Here is a 17,900-nt window from a genome sequence, read left to right as displayed (position 1 = left end):
TTACACAACTGTCAAGTGATAAGAGGAAACAATGATTAGTAAATTGACACTTACTTTTATGGCATTTTTTGCGATAATGAATCCTATTTCAAATTTACCAGCCTATATGGCCTTAGTTGCAGATGATGATCAAAAAATTTCAAAAGCCGTTGCAAAGAATAGTTTAATAATTGCTTTTATCATTATTTTAGTTGTTACTTTCAGTGGACACTATATTTTTCAAATTTTTGGGATTACGATTCATTCTTTAAGAATTGCAGGAGGCATTTTAGTAGCCCTAACAGGTTACCACATGATTAATGGCGTTCATGCGCCTTTGATAAATCATCTTGGTGCAAATGAGAAAACGAATCCAATGGATATTGCAATCTCTCCTTTGGCGATGCCTTTATTTGCAGGTCCAGGGACTATTGCAACTGCAATTACACTTTCACAAGGAAGTTTTGAAAATCAGTTAATTACCCTAATTTCATTTTTTATCCTTTGCTTAATTACTTATGGTTTGTTAATTAGTGCTAAAACAATTTCAGAGTTTCTCGGAAAAAATGTGATGAGTGTGATTACACGTTTGATGGGGTTAATTTTAACAACAATCGGAATTCAGATGCTAGTCATAGGAATTAGAGGGTCCTTTCATATTTAGCCTTTACAGGATCTTTACAACTATTGAAAGTCGTGTAAAGATTTGTTGCTGAAAATAGAGAGTCGACATCGTTCATTATTGACTTTTAATATCTATTTGCTAAAATAAATTTATAAAAACTGTGATGGTCAAAGCTCATGGAAATTGTAAGCCTTTTTGTGTACAATTTTCGAGGGTTTTGGCTATTTTTCTTTAACTTTAATGACCAAGTGTGAGGATTCGATGAGTGATTTTAGATTTACTAAAGAACAGACAGTAAGTTCAATTAGGGCAACAGCTCTCCTAGTTAGGAACGGTCAGATATTTTTAATAAGAGATAGTAACAAACGTTATTATCCAATTGGAGGAGCAGTTCATATCGGAGAAAGGACTGAAACAGCTGTTTCACGTGAAACGATAGAAGAGCTAGGGATAGAAATTTCAGTAAAAAAGTTAGCATTTATTGTCGAAAATCATTTTTGGGATGAACAGTTTTATTGGCATAATATTGAATTTCATTACATGGTTACACCATTAGAAGAGCCTAGTTTAAATATGCGAGAAGGAACTAAAGTTCAAGTTTGTGAGTGGGTAGATATCAATAGACTGTCAGAAATTGATTTAGTTCCAGAGTTTTTAAAAGATAGCTTGCCGAATTGGAATGGACAATTAAAACATATCATCAATCAGTAAAAAAGAGGAAATTAAAATGGTACATGAATTTACAGAATCCTATGACGTCATTGTTATAGGGGCGGGTCACGCTGGTGTTGAAGCAAGTTTAGCTGCAGCTCGTATGGGTTGTAAAACTTTACTAGCTACTATCAACTTAGATATGCTTGCTTTTATGCCTTGTAATCCATCAATTGGAGGATCAGCAAAAGGGATTGTTGTCCGTGAAATTGATGCTCTTGGTGGCGAGATGGGTAAGAATATTGACAAAACCTATATTCAAATGAAAATGTTGAATACTGGAAAAGGACCAGCTGTTCGCGCCCTTCGTGCTCAAGCTGATAAGGCTTTGTATGCTAGGGAAATGAAGCAGACCGTTGAAAACCAAGAGAATTTGACGCTCCGCCAGAGCATGATTGATGATATCTTGGTAGAAGATGGAAAAGTGGTTGGTGTTTTGACAGCTACTGGTCAGAAATTTTCTGCTAGAGCAGTTGTAGTAACAACTGGAACTGCTTTAAGAGGAGAAATTATTTTAGGAGAATTAAAATATTCTTCTGGACCTAATAATAGTTTAGCCTCTATTACCTTGGCTGATAATTTAAAAAAGCTGGGCTTAGAAATTGGTCGTTTCAAAACAGGGACACCTCCACGTGTTAAGGCCTCGTCTATTGATTATTCACAAACAGAAATTCAGCCCGGTGACCATAACCCAAATCATTTCTCATTCATGTCTAAAGATGAGGATTATTTGAAGGATCAAATTCCATGTTGGCTAACGTATACTAACAAAAATAGTCATGATATTATTAATAAAAATCTTTACCGTGCTCCAATGTTTTCAGGAATTGTAAAGGGTATTGGACCTCGATATTGTCCATCCATTGAGGATAAAATCGTCCGTTTTGCTGATAAAGAGAGACATCAGTTATTTTTGGAACCCGAAGGACGTGATACTGAGGAAGTTTACGTTCAAGGACTTTCAACAAGTTTACCTGAAGATGTTCAAAAGGACCTATTGCATTCGATTAAGGGTTTAGAAAATGCTGAAATGATGCGGACAGGATATGCCATTGAATATGATATTGTTCTCCCTCATCAACTGCGCGCAACGCTTGAGACCAAAGTTATTTCTGGCTTATTTACAGCGGGTCAGACTAATGGGACTTCTGGTTACGAAGAGGCTGCTGGGCAAGGGATTATTGCTGGGATTAATGCTGCTCTTAAGGTACAAGGTAAACCGGAACTTATTCTTAAAAGAAGTGATGCCTATATCGGTGTTATGATTGATGATTTAGTGACTAAGGGAACCTTAGAGCCGTATCGTCTCTTAACTTCTCGTGCTGAGTATCGGTTAATTTTACGTCATGATAATGCAGATATGCGATTAACAGAACTGGGTCGTCAAATTGGACTTGTTGACGATGAGAGATGGAGTATTTTTGAAACTAAGAAGAAACAATTTGAGAAAGAGCTAAGGCGTCTAAGTAGCATCAAACTAAAACCGATTAGAGAAACTAATGAAAAAGTAGAGGCATTAGGGTTTAAACCTTTAACAGATGCTATGACAGCTAAAGAATTTATGCGTCGTCCAGAAATTGATTATGCTACTGCTATTTCGTTTATCGGTTCTGCTGATGAAAACCTCGACACTAAGGTTATTGAGTTACTAGAAACAGAAATCAAATATGAGGGGTACATCAATAAAGCTTTGGATCAAGTTGCAAAAATGAAACGAATGGAAGAAAAAAAGATTCCAAAGAATATTGACTGGGATGCTATTGATTCCATAGCAACGGAAGCGCGTCAAAAATTTAAAAAAATTAATCCCGAAACGATTGGACAAGCTAGCCGGATTTCAGGAGTTAACCCAGCTGATATATCTATCTTAATGGTCTATATTGAAGGGAACGGTAAAGCAAGAAGAAAGACACAATAGGTCACAAAAATGTAACCTTAATAGATACGTAAAGCTCTGTATTTCAGGGCTTTTTTGTGGTATAATAAGTCCTTAAGAGGTTATAGGATGAAAAGATTTCGTTTTGAAACCATCCATTTAATGTTGATGGGTTTAATTTTATTTGGATTATTAGCACTCTGTGTCAGTATCGTTCAATCAAAAATGCTACTTTTGCTAGCTATTTTTCTTGTGCTCTTATTTATTATTGCACTTCTCTGGTATCAAAAAGAGGTTCATGAATTATCTGATTTAAATCATATTGAAATTTTAAATGAACAAACAGAAAATAATTTAAAATCCTTACTGGATAAAATGCCTGTTGGGGTTGTTCAATTTGATAAAGAAACTAATTTAGTTGAGTGGTATAACCCTTATACTGAGCTAATTTTTACAAGTGAAGAAGGCTTATTTCAAAATCAAATGATTCACGATATTTTACTAGAAAAGCGAAAAGGTAATATATCTCAAACTTTTGAAGTTTCAGGAAATCGATACACATCTTATTTAGATGAAGCTGCAGGCGTCTTTTATTTCTTCGACGCTTTTATCGGTAACCGTCAGACAATAGATGCTAGTATGCTGCGACCGGTTATTGGTATTATTTCAATTGATAATTACGATGAAATTACTGATAATTTAACGGATGCCGATATTTCAAAAATTAACAGCTTTATTGCTAATTTTATTGCTGACTTTATGGATACACGCCACATTTTTTACCGTCGTGTTAATATGGATCGCTATTATTTCTTCACAGATTATCAAAATCTAAAAGAATTAATGGATAATAAATTTGCTATTTTAGAAGTTTTCCGAAAAGAAGCTCAGGAAAGACAGTTGCGCCTAACATTGAGTATGGGTATTTCCTTTGGGCAAAAATATCACGACCAAATTGGTCAGGTTGCTCTTGAAAATTTAAATATTGCTTTAGTACGTGGTGGGGATCAAACAGTTATTCGGGAAAATGAAGAGGGGAAAACCCCAATTTATTTTGGTGGCGGATCTGTGTCAACTGTTAAGCGATCAAGAACTCGAACAAGGGCAATGATGACAGCTATTTCTGATCGAATTAAGACAGTTGACAATGTTTTCATTGTAGGTCATAAAAAATTGGATATGGACGCTTTAGGAGCTTCAGTTGGTATGCAATTTTTTGCTAGTAACATTATTGATAATTCTTTTGCAGTTTATGAGCCAGATGATATGGCGCATGACATTGAAAGAGCTATTGAAAGACTACAAGCGGATGGAAAAACTCGCTTGATAAGTGTCACTCATGCTATGCGTTTAGTCACAAAAAATTCACTTTTAGTTATGGTGGATCATTCGAAAACTTCATTAACGTTATCTAAAGATTTTTATGAGATGTTTGATGATGTTATTATTGTAGACCATCATAGAAGAGATGATGATTTTCCTGAGAATGCTATCTTAACCTTTATTGAAAGTGGAGCAAGTAGTGCTGCTGAGTTAGTTACAGAACTAATCCAATTCCAAAATGATAAGAAGAGACTTAGCAAGGTTCAGGCTAGTATTTTGATGGCTGGAATCATGCTTGATACCAAGAACTTTTCTACTCGAGTAACAAGTAGAACTTTTGACGTTGCTAGTTATTTACGAAATAAAGGCAGTGATAGTGTTGAAATTCAGCAAATATCAGCTACTGATTTTAATGAATATAAACAGGTTAATGAAATTATACTTCGTGGCGAACGTCTCTGTGACAATATTATTGTGGGAACAGGCGTGGAAGATCATCTATATTCTAACGTTATTGCAAGTAAGGCTGCAGATACTCTCTTGTCTATGGCAGGAATTGAGGCTAGTTTTGCGATGGTTCAGACTCAAAGTGATAAAATTGTCATCTCAGCTCGAAGTAGGAGTAAAATAAATGTTCAACGCATAATGGAAAAGCTAGGCGGTGGAGGACATTTTAATCTAGCTGCCTGTCAAATTGAAAATCAACATTTTGATGATGTGAAACAATTATTAATTGAGACAATTGAAAACACACTAAAAGAAACAAATGAGGTGGAATAATGAAGGTTATTTTTTTAGAAGATGTTAAAGGTAAAGGGAGAAAAGGACAAATAAAAGAAGTCCCTACAGGCTATGCTCAAAATTTTCTTATTAAGAAAAATCTTGCTAAAGAAGCAACAAATCAATCAATTGGTGAATTGAAAGGGAAGCAAAAAGCTGAAGAGAAGGCTCAGGCTGAACTACTTGCAGAAGCTCAAGCTACAAAAAAGGCGCTTGAAAATGAAAAAACAGTTGTTTCCTTTACTGAAAAAGTTGGTCCTGATGGGAGAACTTTTGGTTCAATTACGGCAAAGAAAATTGCTGATGAATTAAAAAAACAGTTCAATATTAGTGTTGATAAGAGACATATTGACTTGGATCATCCAATTAGAGCAATTGGTTTAATAGAAGTCCCTGTTAAGCTACATAAAGAAGTCAAAGCAGAAATTAAATTAAAAGTTGATCAGGCTTAAGGTCTTGATTACTTAATTAGAAGTGGAGGTGTAAGATTTGCCTGAAATACCAGAATTAAGAGTTCAGCCACAAGATTTACTGGCAGAACAGTCTGTCTTAGGCTCAATATTTATTTCGCCGGACAAACTCATTACAGTTAGAGAATTTATTAGTCCTGACGATTTTTATAAATATTCTCATAAAATTATCTTTCGGGCAATGATTACCCTTAGTGATCGGAATGATGCTATTGATGCTACAACAGTTCGAACTATTTTAGACAATCAAGGGGATTTACAAAATATTGGTGGCTTGTCTTATATTGTTGAACTTGTTAATAGTGTCCCAACGAGCGCAAATGCAGAATACTATGCTAAGATAGTCGCGGAGAAAGCCATGCTCCGAGATATTATTTCGAGGTTGACAGATACTGTAAACTTAGCATATGAAGGGGCCTCTGATTCTGAGGATATTATTGCTGGTGCGGAAAAAGCATTAATTGAAATTAATGAACATAGTAACCGAAGTGGGTTTAGAAAAATTTCAGATGTTTTAAAAGTTAACTATGAAAATCTTGAAATTCGTTCTAAACAAACTACAGATGTCACAGGGCTTCCTACTGGTTTTCGGGATCTCGATAAGATTACAACAGGTTTACATCCTGATCAACTTATTATTCTTGCAGCACGTCCAGCGGTTGGTAAGACAGCCTTTGTGCTCAATATTGCTCAAAATGTTGGAACTAAACAGAAACAAGCTGTTGCTATTTTTTCTTTAGAAATGGGTGCTGAAAGTTTGGTTGACCGGATGTTGGCTGCGGAAGGTATGGTAGATTCTCATAATCTAAGAACAGGACAATTAACAGAGCAGGATTGGAATAATGTAACAATTGCTCAAGGGGCACTTGCAGAGGCTCCTATTTATATTGATGACACACCAGGAATCAAGATTACTGAAATTCGTGCTAGAGCTCGTAAACTCTCTCAAGAAGTAGAAGGTGGCTTAGGACTTATTGTTATTGACTATCTTCAGTTAATAACCGGAACTAAGCCAGAAAATCGTCAGCAAGAAGTTTCAGATATATCGCGTCAGCTAAAAATACTGGCTAAGGAGTTAAAAGTTCCTGTTATAGCACTTAGCCAATTATCACGTGGTGTTGAACAAAGACAAGATAAGAGACCAGTATTATCAGATATTCGAGAATCAGGATCTATTGAGCAAGATGCTGATATTGTTGCTTTTTTATACCGAGATGATTATTATCGTAAAGAGGGCGAAGAAACTGAGGATGCTATAGAAGATAATACAATAGAAGTTATTTTAGAAAAAAACCGTTCAGGAGCGCGTGGGACTGTTAAATTAATGTTCCAAAAAGAATACAACAAGTTTTCAACTATTGCACAATTTGAAGAGAGATAAGAGGAATAGAATATGAGTGATGCATTTGCAGATGTTGCAAAAATGAAAAAAATTAAAGAAGATATTAAAGCTCATGAAGGTCAACTGGTGGAATTGACCTTAGAAAACGGTAGAAAAAGGGAAAAAAATAAAATTGGTCGTCTGATTGAAGTTTATAGTTCTTTATTTATTATTGAATATAATGACAATGTTGATCAATCTGGAGGTTATAACAATACCTATGTTGAATCCTATACTTACTCAGATATTCTGACAGAGAAAACCTTAATTAGATATCTAGATTAAAAAAGGAACAAGAAGCATGTGAATTTAAAAATATGTTTTACAGATTTTGATAATCGTGTTATAATACTTTTTGTGTGAAATAATAGCAGAAAAATATGAAGCTCGTCAACAGGTGGTTATCTATTCAAGTAACCTTTGCTGTTTAGGTGAAAACCCTCTGCACGAATCAGGATTTTTCAAATAGTTATTTCCTCAAAATATTTAGAGGAGGACATTAAATATGTCACGTTATACTGGTCCATCATGGAAACAATCACGTCGTCTTGGCTTATCGCTTACAGGCACAGGTAAAGAATTAGCACGTCGTAACTACGTACCAGGTCAACACGGTCCTAACAACCGTGGTAAACTTTCTGAGTACGGTCTACAACTTGCTGAAAAACAAAAATTACGTTTTTCTTACGGTTTAGGTGAAAAACAATTCCGTAACTTGTTCGTACAAGCTACAAAAATCAAAGAAGGAACTCTTGGTTTCAACTTCATGGTTCTTTTAGAACGTCGTCTTGATAATGTTGTTTACCGTTTAGGTCTTGCAACTACTCGTCGTCAAGCACGTCAATTTGTTAACCATGGACATATCCTTGTTGATGGCAAACGTGTTGATATCCCTTCATACCGTGTAGAACCTGGTCAAGTGATTTCAGTTCGTGAAAAATCAATGAAAGTTCCTGCAATCCTTGAAGCTGTTGAGGCTACACTTGGACGTCCAGCATTCGTATCATTTGATGCTGAAAAACTTGAAGGATCATTAACTCGTTTACCAGAACGCGATGAAATCAATCCAGAAATTAACGAAGCACTTGTCGTTGAATTCTACAACAAAATGCTTTAATTCTTACATTAAACACTTTAAAAGCCTATTTAATAGGCTTTTTTGTTGTGTAGAATGCTAAAAATAAAATTTAATCAGTTACAATGAATTTACCGCCGTTTCAAAGATGAGACGGCTTTTTTTACGCTCTCTTTTGAGAGGTGAGAATAGGTATCTATAGTCATTGCTAAAGTAGGATGTCCAAGACGATGTTGCAATGCTTTAGAGGTGAAGTTTTTGTATTAATATATAATTAGCCTAAAAATAGAATTCATACTCTTACTTGTAGGCTAATTTTTTTGAAATCATATATTTTTGATTGGTATAAAAAATATAAAATAATCTTTTTTATAAAACGTAGATTTAAATTTAAAAACTTATAAATCGCTCAGTATAAAGGTTTTTGATGATTTCTCCAAAAAGAATAATTATAACTACTGTAAGAGAGGTACTTTATACTAGTTCATCTATAAAACTATTTTATAAATAATGATTATAGAAAATACTCAAGGTTAAAGTATAATAATTGAGTAAAAATTATTATACTGCCAAAGCTAAAGTTAAATTGAAATTATTAAAAATAGAATTGGTGTTTTGACCAAGAATTATTAACATGATAATTAATATAATGCTTAACTTTAAAGGAGAAAAATGAACAAAAAAATAATTTTAGTTGTTATTTTATGCTTGTCAGCGTGCGCTATGAAAGTTAGTGCGAATGCTAGTGTTTCTGAAATCTACTCAGATTCAGAAACACAGAATAACTTTATCTTTGATGAGCCCCAGCAAACTATTAAAGATGATAGTGGAAAACCTATATCTATTAAAGGTTTATATGTTGGTAGTAGAGAAATCACAGTTAATATACCTATAGGTTGGTGGGTCTACCTTTACCGACAAAGTGATCCTAGCAATAAAAACCGTGGAAATTTAGTTATCCCTCCTGAAAAAATTAAATACTTGGGAGAAGAGACTGATTCATATAAAACGGATATTTTCCGTCAGTACTACTCAGGAACCCCCTATACTATTGATTTGAAGGACACACCTCTGAAAAAAGGAGAAAGGTTGACATTCTCATTCAAACGTGATGATGGTTTCTATGCTGGCTCTTCCTTTTACAAAGATTTCTTATCTATGGAAGAAGATAAACAATACAATGAAGAAATTAAGAAAATTGAGGATGGCCTAGAGAGACAAGATCAAGAAAATAATGCCTTAGAGTTATTTAAACAACAGCAACAAGAGGAAGCTAATAAGACTTGGTATCAACGCTTGGGAGATAGCATTCAAGACCAATTGTGGAATTTCAATAACTGGTGGAAAGAATAAATTTCCTCTTTTAGTGAATTAACTGCTATTTCAAAATATGAAACGGCTTTTTCTCGTTCTCTTTTGATAAGTGACTGTAATTACCCATTATCATAGGAATAGTGGAATGTCCTAACCTTGTTTGTAATTTTTAAAATTATTTTGTCACTGAAGATTACAATAGATATCAGAGGAAACTAAAGTTTTGGTATAACTTTCAATTAAATATATAGTTAACTTAATAAAAGTATATCTAATTTAGATCAAAATAAAAGACACTTTCAAAGTGTCTTTTATTTTGATCTATTAAGCATTTTTAAAACAAAATCAGTCATTTGTTGAGGAGTTTCTTTTTTTCCTCTAGCAATCCAAGTCTGACAAGTACCAAAGAAAGCATAAGCCAAATAAATACTTTGATAATCTAATTCAATTTTTGACATCCCTTCTTTTGCAAGTCGTTCATGTAATTCAGAGGAAATTAAAATTCGAACCTTGTTAATTATAAAATTTTGAAGCTCTTTAGTTCCATTCGATGAGATGAGAGCAGATAATAGTTTTTCACGTGATAAGAAGGTAAAAACCTCTAAAAAAGTTTGTTGATTATCTTCATAATCTTTATCAAAAATATATTCAAGTTGATGAAATAAGGTCTGTTGGTAGCTATCAATCATTTCATATTTATCTCGATAATGGGTATAAAAGCTAGAACGGCTTATTCCTGCTGTTTCTGCTAGTTCAGTTGTTGAAATATCGTCAAAACTCTCTTTATTTAAGAGTCTAACCATTGCATCTAATAGAGCACGTTTTGTATTTTCTTTGCGACTATTCTGCATTAAGGTCTCCTTTTTGAACAATTTGGACAATGTGTCTAAAAACAGTGATTATTTCTTGAGTTTTTTTTGCTTCAATGTATAATATATTTTATCATAAAATGAATGAAGTACAATCGTTTGAGGAGTAAAAATGTTAGAAGAGTTAAAAGCACTTTTAAAAAACCCAAAATTAATTATCACAATGATAGGTGTGGCACTAGTTCCAGCCTTATATAATTTATCTTTTCTTGGTTCAATGTGGGATCCTTATGGTCGAGTAGAAGATTTACCAATAGCAGTAGTCAACCATGATAGGGAAGCTAAGTTGGATAAAAAAGATTTACATATCGGTAAGGATATGGTAGACAAGATGTCTAAAAATAAAGATTTAGATTATCATTTTGTCTCAGAAAAAAAAGCTAAAAATGGTTTGCAAAATGGCGAATACTATATGATTGTCACTCTACCAAAAGATCTTTCGAAAAAGGCAACTACTTTATTAGAGAATAATCCTGAGAAGTTAGTTATTCAATATCAAACAAGTAGAGGTCACGGTATGGTCGCTTCCAAGATGAGTGAAGCAGCTATGGCTAAATTGAAATCGTCAGTCTCTGATAATGTCAGTCGAACTTATACAACATCAGTTTTTCAAAGTATGAGTAAGCTTCAGGCTGGCTTAGAGGATGCTTCAACAGGCAGTGGTCAATTGGTTCAAGGTGCGAATGATGCTAAAGTGGGTAGTCAAGAAATCACAACAAATCTTGCTAGCCTTGCCAATGGTAGTCAATCATTAAAACAGGGAGTTAGTCAGCTTAATTCAGGATTAGTGACTTATACTGGTGGTGTAAATCAACTGAACAATGGTATTAGTAAATTCTCTTCGCAGCTGCCACTTTATCTAGATGCGGTTAGTCAGCTCTCTAATGGGGCAACTCAACTGACAGCCGGTTTAAATAAGCTATCATCAGAAACTACAATGAGTCAAGAAGAGACTCAAGGGATTCAAGCTTTACAAGTAGGATTACCACAGTTGAATAATGCCATACAAGAGCTAAATAACGCTGTAGGTGGTTTGTCTGTTCCAAATACAGCTGACTTAATGGGAGCCTTAACTGGTATTTCAGATTTAGCGCAAGAGATTATTGCTACTGAAGCTACTTCAGCAAATAGTAAGCTAGCTTCGCTACAAGCAACATCAACTTATAAAAGTTTGAGTCCTGAACAGCAGGCTGAGTTAAACCATGCGATTTTGGGGACACCATCGAAAGCGACTAGTGATGCTCAAACTATTGTTAATACTATAACTGTTTTGAAAACAAAATTATCAAATCTGCCAAGTAATTCAAATACTGGACAGTTGAGTCAATTACAAGCAAGTGTTAATAAAATTGCTAATTTGTCAAATCAAGCTTTACCACAAGCAAGTGCAGCACTAACAAAACTTTCAACGGGAGTAAAAGCTGTCAATAGCGGTGTCACAAATCAACTTTTACCAGGAAGTAACAAGCTAAGTTCAGCTCTTGCAAGTCTTAATAGCAAAAATCCAGAAATATTGACTGGCTTGACAGCAATTTCAAGTGGTTCTACACAATTGAATGCTAATTCAAATGCTTTGTTGAGTGGCACTCAGAAGTTATCTTTGGGAACGAATGTCTTGACACAAGGAGCTGTAAAATTGACAAATGGTAGTGCTAGCTTGACAGATGGATTGACAAACATGTCAAATGGTTTGTCAAGTTTACAACTGTCATTGGCAGAGGCTTCTCATAAACTTAATTTAGTAAGTGTCAAAGAGAAGAATGCAAAGGCGGTAGCTTCTCCGGTATCTTTATCTGAAAAAGATAAAGATAATGTTAAAACTAATGGTATTGGTATGGCTCCCTATATGATAGCTGTTTCATTAATGGTAGTAGCCTTGTCAACTAATGTTATCTTTGCCACCTCACTGTCAGGGAGACCTGTTAAGAATCGTTGGGATTGGGCTAAACAAAAATTCATTATCAATGGTTTTATATCAACTTTAAGTTCTTTGATTCTATATGGAGCAATTCAGTTTCTTGGCTTTGAAGCAAATTATGAATTAAAAACTTTAGCTTTCATTATCTTAAGTGGCTGGACTCTTATGGCCTTAGTGACTGCCCTTGTTGGTTGGGATGACCGTTATGGTTCTTTTGCCTCTCTGGCAATGCTATTACTACAAGTAGGTTCATCAGGAGGGTCCTACCCAATAGAATTAAGTGGTCGATTCTTCCAAACTTTACACCCGTATCTTCCAATGTCTTATATCGTTTCAGGTTTACGCGAAACAATTTCTTTAAATGGCCATATTGGACTTGAGGTAAGCATTTTGACAGGATTTTTAGTAGGCTTCTTAGCACTCGCTCTAATTATTTATCGACCAAAAAGCTCATAGTAAGGAGTAAAAATGTCTTCCTTAGCTCTGCTACTGTAAATTTTGACAGTAGTTAAGCAGCACTGTGTTGTGTTTTTAGAAACTTTTGTAAGAACTTTGTGTGGCAAGATAAAAAGTATTTAACTTAATACAAGAAGAATTAGAAGATAAAAAAAGTAGTTAGTTATCGTAGCCTTAATCAGCAATTATATAGTAAAATGAAGAGGCCTGAAAAAGCCTCTTCTATTTTACTATTCTACTGTAATATCGCCAAGTTTATTAGTAATGTCCAGTTGATTTTTAGAGTTACCTTTTAAGTCAGATGTTATTTCGGAATTACCTAAACTTTTATTGGTTTTAAGTGCTAAATCATGATTTTTTAAGTGGATGTCAGCGTTACCCATATCTAATCTTAAACTGTTTTTATTGCTAAAGCTAACATTAGTAGCGGTAAAGTCACCAGCCTTCAATGTTAACTGTGAATTTGCAATACTTGAAGTTCCAAATTCTATATTTCCGGCATTAACATTTATCTTACTGTTACTAATATGGCTATCCGTAAATGTCATATCACCTGTATGTAGGGTTACTTGTCCATTCATTATCTTAGAAGAACTAACTGAAAAATTTCCGGATGATAGTAGGAAGTCAATCGTTTGAATCTGACTATTTTCTATCTCTAATTCTCCAATTTTTAAATTTCCTTTGAGACTGCTGAGCTTATGACCTTTAGGAAGGGTAATTTGGATAGAATAGTTAGTTTTTATGCCAAAATAACTATTTTTTTCGATATTAGTGAGATTTCGCAAAGTTAAAAAGTTGATGCTTGGTTTATTTTGAAAAATTTTAGATTTTTCACTTATGGATAAGGTCTTCCCAGTCTGCTCAATCTTGATGGGGTATTTTTTATCGACATAATAAGTAATACTGGCTTTCTCTTGATTTCCAGTCTTTATGATAACATCTGAAACATTGCAGTTAAGTAAAAGGTGATCAAAATTTGCTACTTTCTTAGTTTTATAATGATTACTCTTTGATGGATTGGTGTAACTTGATAAATCTGACCAACCCCCTCTAACATAGCCAAACCCTGCCAAGGTAAGTCCTGAAAGCAATAAACAAAGTGCTGTAATAAAGCTTATTTTTTTAAAATTTTTCATACTGTTCGACCTCTCTTAATCATTTTCTGAATGAGGAGTGCCCCACCACGTATAAGGGCAGCACAAACTTCAAATCCAAGCATTATAGCTAATAGAGAGCCTCCAATCATCATTAAACCTATACCGAAACTAAGGATTGTTGAATTGATAGAACTTGATAAGTAGCTGAAACTGTCAAATAGCACGTAACAACCATTTGCGAAAAATGAGATACCTAGAATAATTAATGAAAAGATAACTACTGTGATGACTACTATTATAGCTAATACTAGGGATACGATAGCTAGAAAGATTGGTATGGCAGTCGGTGCTGCTAGGATTGATAAAATTGTCAACCAAATAATTTTAGCGTAGTGTTTTGGTCTCTTATCTTCACTTTCAATTTTGTTTTCAAGTAAGCGGCCTATAATTTCGCGGGCTGCTTCTTTAGGACTGCCAAGGTCAGTGATTACTTTATCTTCGTTTTCAGGACCAGCTTCGTCAAAGTATTCGGTAAAGTAATCCATTGCTTCTAGATAATCGTCTTCTGGCAATTTTCGGAGCTGATTTTGTAACTCTGTTAAATACTCAGTTCTTGTCATGGCGGAGACTCCCTTCTATAATTGCATCTAAATTTGCTTTGTAGTTTTCCCACTCTTCTTCAAGAAAAGCAAGTTGTGTTTGTCCTTCTGTAGTTAATTGATAGTACTTGCGTCGACGTCCTTGATGTTCTTGGCTATAGGTTCTAAGATACTCGGCCTTTTCCAACTTTTTGAGGATGGGATAAAGGGTTGATTCCTTGATATTGGTTACCAGTTTGATGTTTTGACTGATATCGTAACCATAAGAATCCTGCTCTTTGACAATAGACAAGATTAAAAATTCAATCAAGGTAGCTGATACGGGAAAATACATACCATTACCTCCTTAATGGGTAAAAATTTTATATATAAATATTTTATATATAAAGTATATGATAGAAATTAAAAGAAGTCAATAGATTATATGTAAAAATTTTATATATTTAAAAAAACATAAAAAGCAATTTCTTGACCTCTACTATTATTTTTTGTACCCTTGGAACATAAGAATGACAAAAAGGAATAATATGAAGAAAACAATTAAGGATTTGATTGAAGAACATAAACCACAACCCTTGGGCGAACAAAAACAGTATGCCGTTTTTTTACCTCTGCTTTGGCAAAATGAAAGGTGGCATATTTTGTATGAGGTAAGGAGTCAACATATTTCACAGCCAGGTGAAGTATCGTTTCCTGGTGGTCGAGTTGAAAGGAATGAATCATATCAAGCTGCTGCTATTAGAGAAACTGTGGAAGAATTAAATGTTTGTGCAGATAGCATTGATATCTGGGGTGAAATTGACTACATTGTACAGTCAAAGCGGACAATTCACTGTTTTGTCGGCCAATTACATTGTCAAGATTGGAAAGAATTAGCATATAATGAAGAAGTTGACCATCTGTTTGTAGTTCCGTTAAACTGCTTACAGGAAATAAAGCCAGTTTATTATGAGTTACCTCAAAGAGTTAAAGAAGACAATAATTTTCCTTTTGATCGGATTCGTAATGGGCAAAAATATGCTTTTTCAAATCAGGTTGCACGCATTCCTTTCTATGAAGGTTTAGAGGAGATAATCTGGGGGATGACTGCTCAGTTTACAGACTGTTTCATTCAATTGATAAAAGATAATGAAAAAGAATAGTATGATAGTAGGGTTTAGTTATTATTTTAGACGTAGAAAATTGATGAGCTAAAATACAAAAAAGTGTTGGATTTCCAACACTTTTTTGTGATACTATTTGTATTTGTCCTCTAATTTGCTCATCCATAGACCTAACCAAATACCAAGTCCGAATAGAAGCAAAGCCATACCCCAAGTAAATAATCCTGCTCCGCTATAATCAATAGCTTCGGGACTATGTGGAACAGGGATAAGTATCAGAAGGGTACTAGATAAAATAATACCAATAATAAAATGATAAACGCGTGAATGGTGGTATTCTAGAGCAAAGTCCATTGCTTTTGAAAATCCAGCAATAGCTAAGATGCCACCAATTGTGATTGGGAGAAAGGTACCTAATAAATCAAGAGATTTAAAACCATTAAGCATCGGTGAGTATAGACCAAGAATCAACAGTAGGTTTGATGGACTAAGACCAGGTACTAGTACACCAAGGGCGATGAGAGCTCCAGCTAAAATAAAACTTAAGAAGTTAACGGGAATATTACCAACTAAATCGTTTAGAAAGTAAAGTAGTACTCCAGAAATTACAAAAGTCATTATAAGCCAAATACAATCAATTAAATCACGTTTAGATCGTTTGGTAGATTCCTTGATTAGACTAGGAAGAGTTCCGATAATTGCTCCAGCAAAGCCCCACAATATTGGAACTTGGAAATGTTTTAAGAGGTATTCTACAGGGAAGGAAAAGAGTGCAATACCTAAGATACCACCAATCCCGACGGGAAGAAAGAAAAGTACATTCTCCCAAAAATTCTCACGGATATGGGCTAGAAAACGGATTAAGCGTTCATATATGCCTAAAATAGCTGCTAAGACGCCACCAGATACACCTGGTAAAATGAAGCCAAGAGCAATAATCATACCTTTTATAAGGCGATTTAAAATAGAAAACATTATTTCCTCCTTGATAATGGTCAACTAATTGTACCATAAACTTATTGCTAAATAAATTGGAGGCATTGTCAAGGACCTTACAAGGGTGTAAAGTAAGAGTACCTAGACGAATAAAAGGGACAAATTATGGTTATGTCAAAGATATTTGATAGTCAAGAAAGCTCTACTAAGATAAACTTAAGCTGAAAGGAGAAAAAATGGAGTTAGGAAAAAAATTGAGTTCGTGCAGAAAAAAGGCAGGATTCTCGCAAGAAGACTTAGCAGAAAAAATCTATGTTTCACGTCAAACGATTTCAAACTGGGAGAATGACAAATCTTATCCTGATATTCACAGTTTAATTGCTTTGGCCAATCTTTTCAACCTAAGTCTTGATCAGTTAGTAGAAGGAGATATTGATGAAATGAAAAAACTTGTTCAAAGTGACGACTTACAGCAATTTAACCGAGATGGTTGGGCAATGACTATCGGCTCACTGATCATGGCTCTAACAGCTTACCCACTTATCCATTTTTTAGGTAAAGTAGGTTTTGTTATTTTTATTTTTGAATGGTTTACTGTCATGGTCTTTGCCTTACGTATTGAAAAATTTAAAAAAGAAAATAGGATTCAAACTTATAAAGAAATTTTAGCTATTTCTAGAGGACAAGCTTTAGATAAAAATGAAAGCATTGAGGAAAGAGCTAAGTATCCTTATCAAAAACCTATGATTGTCATAGGTTTTACCATTGTTTTTTGTCTAATAATGGGTTTGACAATCTTATTAATAAATAGTCTTTTCTAAAAAGGAATAAGGTGCCCTTTGGAGCACCTTATTTTTTCTTATCTAAATAATGGTCTAAAAACTTAGCTGCTAAGCTATTTTGGAAGATGTGTTGTCGTGCTTCCTCAGGATAATACCAGTCGTAAGCATCTATCTCGTGATTAGCTTGAAAATCACTGTCGTCTTTGACAATTACTGTAAAGTTGCACATGAGAGTGTTTGAAGGTTCAAAGAATTGGCTTTTGTTAAAGGAAATTGACAAGCCTGTCAAGCCAGTTTCTTCTTTCAATTCCCGTATGGCAGTCTCTTCAAGGTTTTCACCTTTACCAACGTAACCCGCCACGAGGATTTTTCGCGGGCGACCATATTGTTGGATAAGGAGAATTTTATTATTGCTTTGATTGACCACAATTAAGCTAATTGCAGTGTTGAAACTTGGGAAACGAAATTGGTCACAGGACTTACAAAAAGGGATTTGTCCTTCATTTTCCAATTCCTTGGCAATCAGTTTTGCACCGCATTCTTGACAGTATTTTTGCATAAGTAACTTCCTTATATGTTTTTGATTATTATAGCATGTCTTCA

At 34.4% G+C, this 17,900-nt stretch carries 18 protein-coding genes and 1 pseudogene; 12 read left to right on the top strand and 7 right to left on the bottom strand.

Features of this window, described 5'->3' with window-relative positions:
- Positions 1-31 precede the first annotated feature (31 nt).
- The 8 genes from DQM45_RS09960 to rpsD all read left to right on the top strand — a co-directional run bounded on the left by DQM45_RS09960 (position 32) and on the right by rpsD (position 8,262).
- Entirely contained in the window at positions 32-643 is a 612-nt protein-coding gene (locus DQM45_RS09960) for a MarC family protein (RefSeq protein WP_003084160.1), read from the top strand.
- 222 nt (positions 644-865) lie between these two features.
- Positions 866-1,315, top strand: coding sequence for an NUDIX hydrolase (locus DQM45_RS09955; RefSeq protein WP_003083026.1), 450 nt, complete (start codon positions 866-868; stop codon positions 1,313-1,315).
- Between the two features lie 16 nt (positions 1,316-1,331).
- Positions 1,332-3,233 carry a tRNA uridine-5-carboxymethylaminomethyl(34) synthesis enzyme MnmG gene (mnmG, locus tag DQM45_RS09950; RefSeq protein WP_003085153.1) on the top strand — a complete coding sequence of 634 codons (1,902 nt, stop codon included), beginning with the start codon at positions 1,332-1,334 and terminating at the stop codon, positions 3,231-3,233.
- An 87-nt stretch (positions 3,234-3,320) separates the two neighbouring features.
- Positions 3,321-5,294, top strand: a complete 1,974-nt coding sequence (locus DQM45_RS09945; RefSeq protein ID WP_003085979.1) for a DHH family phosphoesterase — start codon at positions 3,321-3,323, stop codon at positions 5,292-5,294.
- Entirely contained in the window at positions 5,294-5,746 is a 453-nt protein-coding gene (gene rplI / locus DQM45_RS09940; protein WP_003084698.1) for a 50S ribosomal protein L9, read from the top strand. The genes DQM45_RS09945 and rplI overlap by 1 nt, the downstream gene beginning before the upstream one ends.
- A gap of 37 nt (positions 5,747-5,783) precedes the next feature.
- Entirely contained in the window at positions 5,784-7,145 is a 1,362-nt protein-coding gene (gene dnaB, locus DQM45_RS09935) for a replicative DNA helicase (RefSeq protein ID WP_003084286.1), read from the top strand.
- Positions 7,146-7,157: 12 nt separating this feature from the next.
- Positions 7,158-7,430: a Veg family protein gene (locus tag DQM45_RS09930; protein ID WP_003085324.1), complete on the top strand. Its 273-nt coding sequence runs from the start codon at positions 7,158-7,160 to the stop codon at positions 7,428-7,430.
- 220 nt (positions 7,431-7,650) lie between these two features.
- Complete coding sequence (rpsD, locus tag DQM45_RS09925) at positions 7,651-8,262, top strand: 30S ribosomal protein S4 (RefSeq protein ID WP_003084382.1); 612 nt, start codon at positions 7,651-7,653, stop codon at positions 8,260-8,262.
- Between the two features lie 78 nt (positions 8,263-8,340).
- On the opposite strand, the pseudogene DQM45_RS10310 reads toward rpsD, so the two are convergent.
- Positions 8,341-8,465 (bottom strand): annotated as a pseudogene (locus tag DQM45_RS10310) (site-specific integrase); the annotation flags it as partial.
- A 427-nt stretch (positions 8,466-8,892) separates the two neighbouring features.
- On the opposite strand from DQM45_RS10310, the gene DQM45_RS09920 reads away from it, so the two are divergent.
- Positions 8,893-9,573: a hypothetical protein gene (locus DQM45_RS09920; RefSeq protein ID WP_003085909.1), complete on the top strand. Its 681-nt coding sequence runs from the start codon at positions 8,893-8,895 to the stop codon at positions 9,571-9,573.
- A 272-nt stretch (positions 9,574-9,845) separates the two neighbouring features.
- Here DQM45_RS09920 and DQM45_RS09915 read toward each other — a convergent pair whose 3' ends face one another.
- Positions 9,846-10,385: a TetR/AcrR family transcriptional regulator gene (locus tag DQM45_RS09915; protein ID WP_003083408.1), complete on the bottom strand. Its 540-nt coding sequence runs from the start codon at positions 10,383-10,385 to the stop codon at positions 9,846-9,848.
- A 130-nt stretch (positions 10,386-10,515) separates the two neighbouring features.
- Between DQM45_RS09915 and DQM45_RS09910 the strand changes: the two genes are divergently transcribed.
- Entirely contained in the window at positions 10,516-12,777 is a 2,262-nt protein-coding gene (locus DQM45_RS09910) for a YhgE/Pip family protein (protein ID WP_003084364.1), read from the top strand.
- Positions 12,778-13,007: 230 nt separating this feature from the next.
- On the opposite strand, the gene DQM45_RS09905 is transcribed toward DQM45_RS09910, so the two are convergent.
- The 3 genes from DQM45_RS09905 to DQM45_RS09895 are packed head-to-tail and all read right to left on the bottom strand — an operon-like array spanning position 13,008 to position 14,810.
- Positions 13,008-13,916 (bottom strand): DUF4097 family beta strand repeat-containing protein, encoded by a 909-nt coding sequence (locus tag DQM45_RS09905; protein ID WP_003083722.1) that lies wholly within the window; start codon positions 13,914-13,916, stop codon positions 13,008-13,010.
- On the bottom strand, positions 13,913-14,497 hold the full coding sequence (locus DQM45_RS09900; RefSeq protein WP_003083914.1) for a DUF1700 domain-containing protein: 585 nt from the start codon (positions 14,495-14,497) through the stop codon (positions 13,913-13,915). The genes DQM45_RS09905 and DQM45_RS09900 overlap by 4 nt, the downstream gene beginning before the upstream one ends.
- Positions 14,484-14,810 carry a PadR family transcriptional regulator gene (locus DQM45_RS09895; protein WP_003085010.1) on the bottom strand — a complete coding sequence of 109 codons (327 nt, stop codon included), beginning with the start codon at positions 14,808-14,810 and terminating at the stop codon, positions 14,484-14,486. Before DQM45_RS09895 ends, DQM45_RS09900 begins: the two co-directional genes overlap by 14 nt.
- A 193-nt stretch (positions 14,811-15,003) precedes the next feature.
- On the opposite strand from DQM45_RS09895, the gene DQM45_RS09890 reads away from it, so the two are divergent.
- Complete coding sequence (locus DQM45_RS09890) at positions 15,004-15,618, top strand: NUDIX hydrolase (protein WP_003084229.1); 615 nt, start codon at positions 15,004-15,006, stop codon at positions 15,616-15,618.
- Positions 15,619-15,711: 93 nt separating this feature from the next.
- Here the strand turns inward: DQM45_RS09890 and DQM45_RS09885 are convergent, their stop codons facing one another.
- Complete coding sequence (locus DQM45_RS09885; RefSeq protein WP_003085923.1) at positions 15,712-16,554, bottom strand: DUF368 domain-containing protein; 843 nt, start codon at positions 16,552-16,554, stop codon at positions 15,712-15,714.
- 197 nt (positions 16,555-16,751) lie between these two features.
- Here DQM45_RS09885 and DQM45_RS09880 point away from each other — a divergent pair, with 197 nt between their 5' ends.
- Positions 16,752-17,336 carry a helix-turn-helix domain-containing protein gene (locus DQM45_RS09880; protein WP_003085931.1) on the top strand — a complete coding sequence of 195 codons (585 nt, stop codon included), beginning with the start codon at positions 16,752-16,754 and terminating at the stop codon, positions 17,334-17,336.
- 28 nt (positions 17,337-17,364) lie between these two features.
- Here the strand turns inward: DQM45_RS09880 and DQM45_RS09875 are convergent, their stop codons facing one another.
- Positions 17,365-17,856 carry an NAD(+) diphosphatase gene (locus DQM45_RS09875; RefSeq protein WP_003083973.1) on the bottom strand — a complete coding sequence of 164 codons (492 nt, stop codon included), beginning with the start codon at positions 17,854-17,856 and terminating at the stop codon, positions 17,365-17,367.
- Between the last annotated feature and the right edge of the window lie 44 nt (positions 17,857-17,900).

Source organism: Streptococcus porcinus (genome assembly GCF_900475415.1).
In the GTDB taxonomy this organism is placed as follows: domain Bacteria; phylum Bacillota; class Bacilli; order Lactobacillales; family Streptococcaceae; genus Streptococcus; species Streptococcus porcinus.
This window is presented reverse-complemented; position numbering and strand designations above follow the sequence as displayed.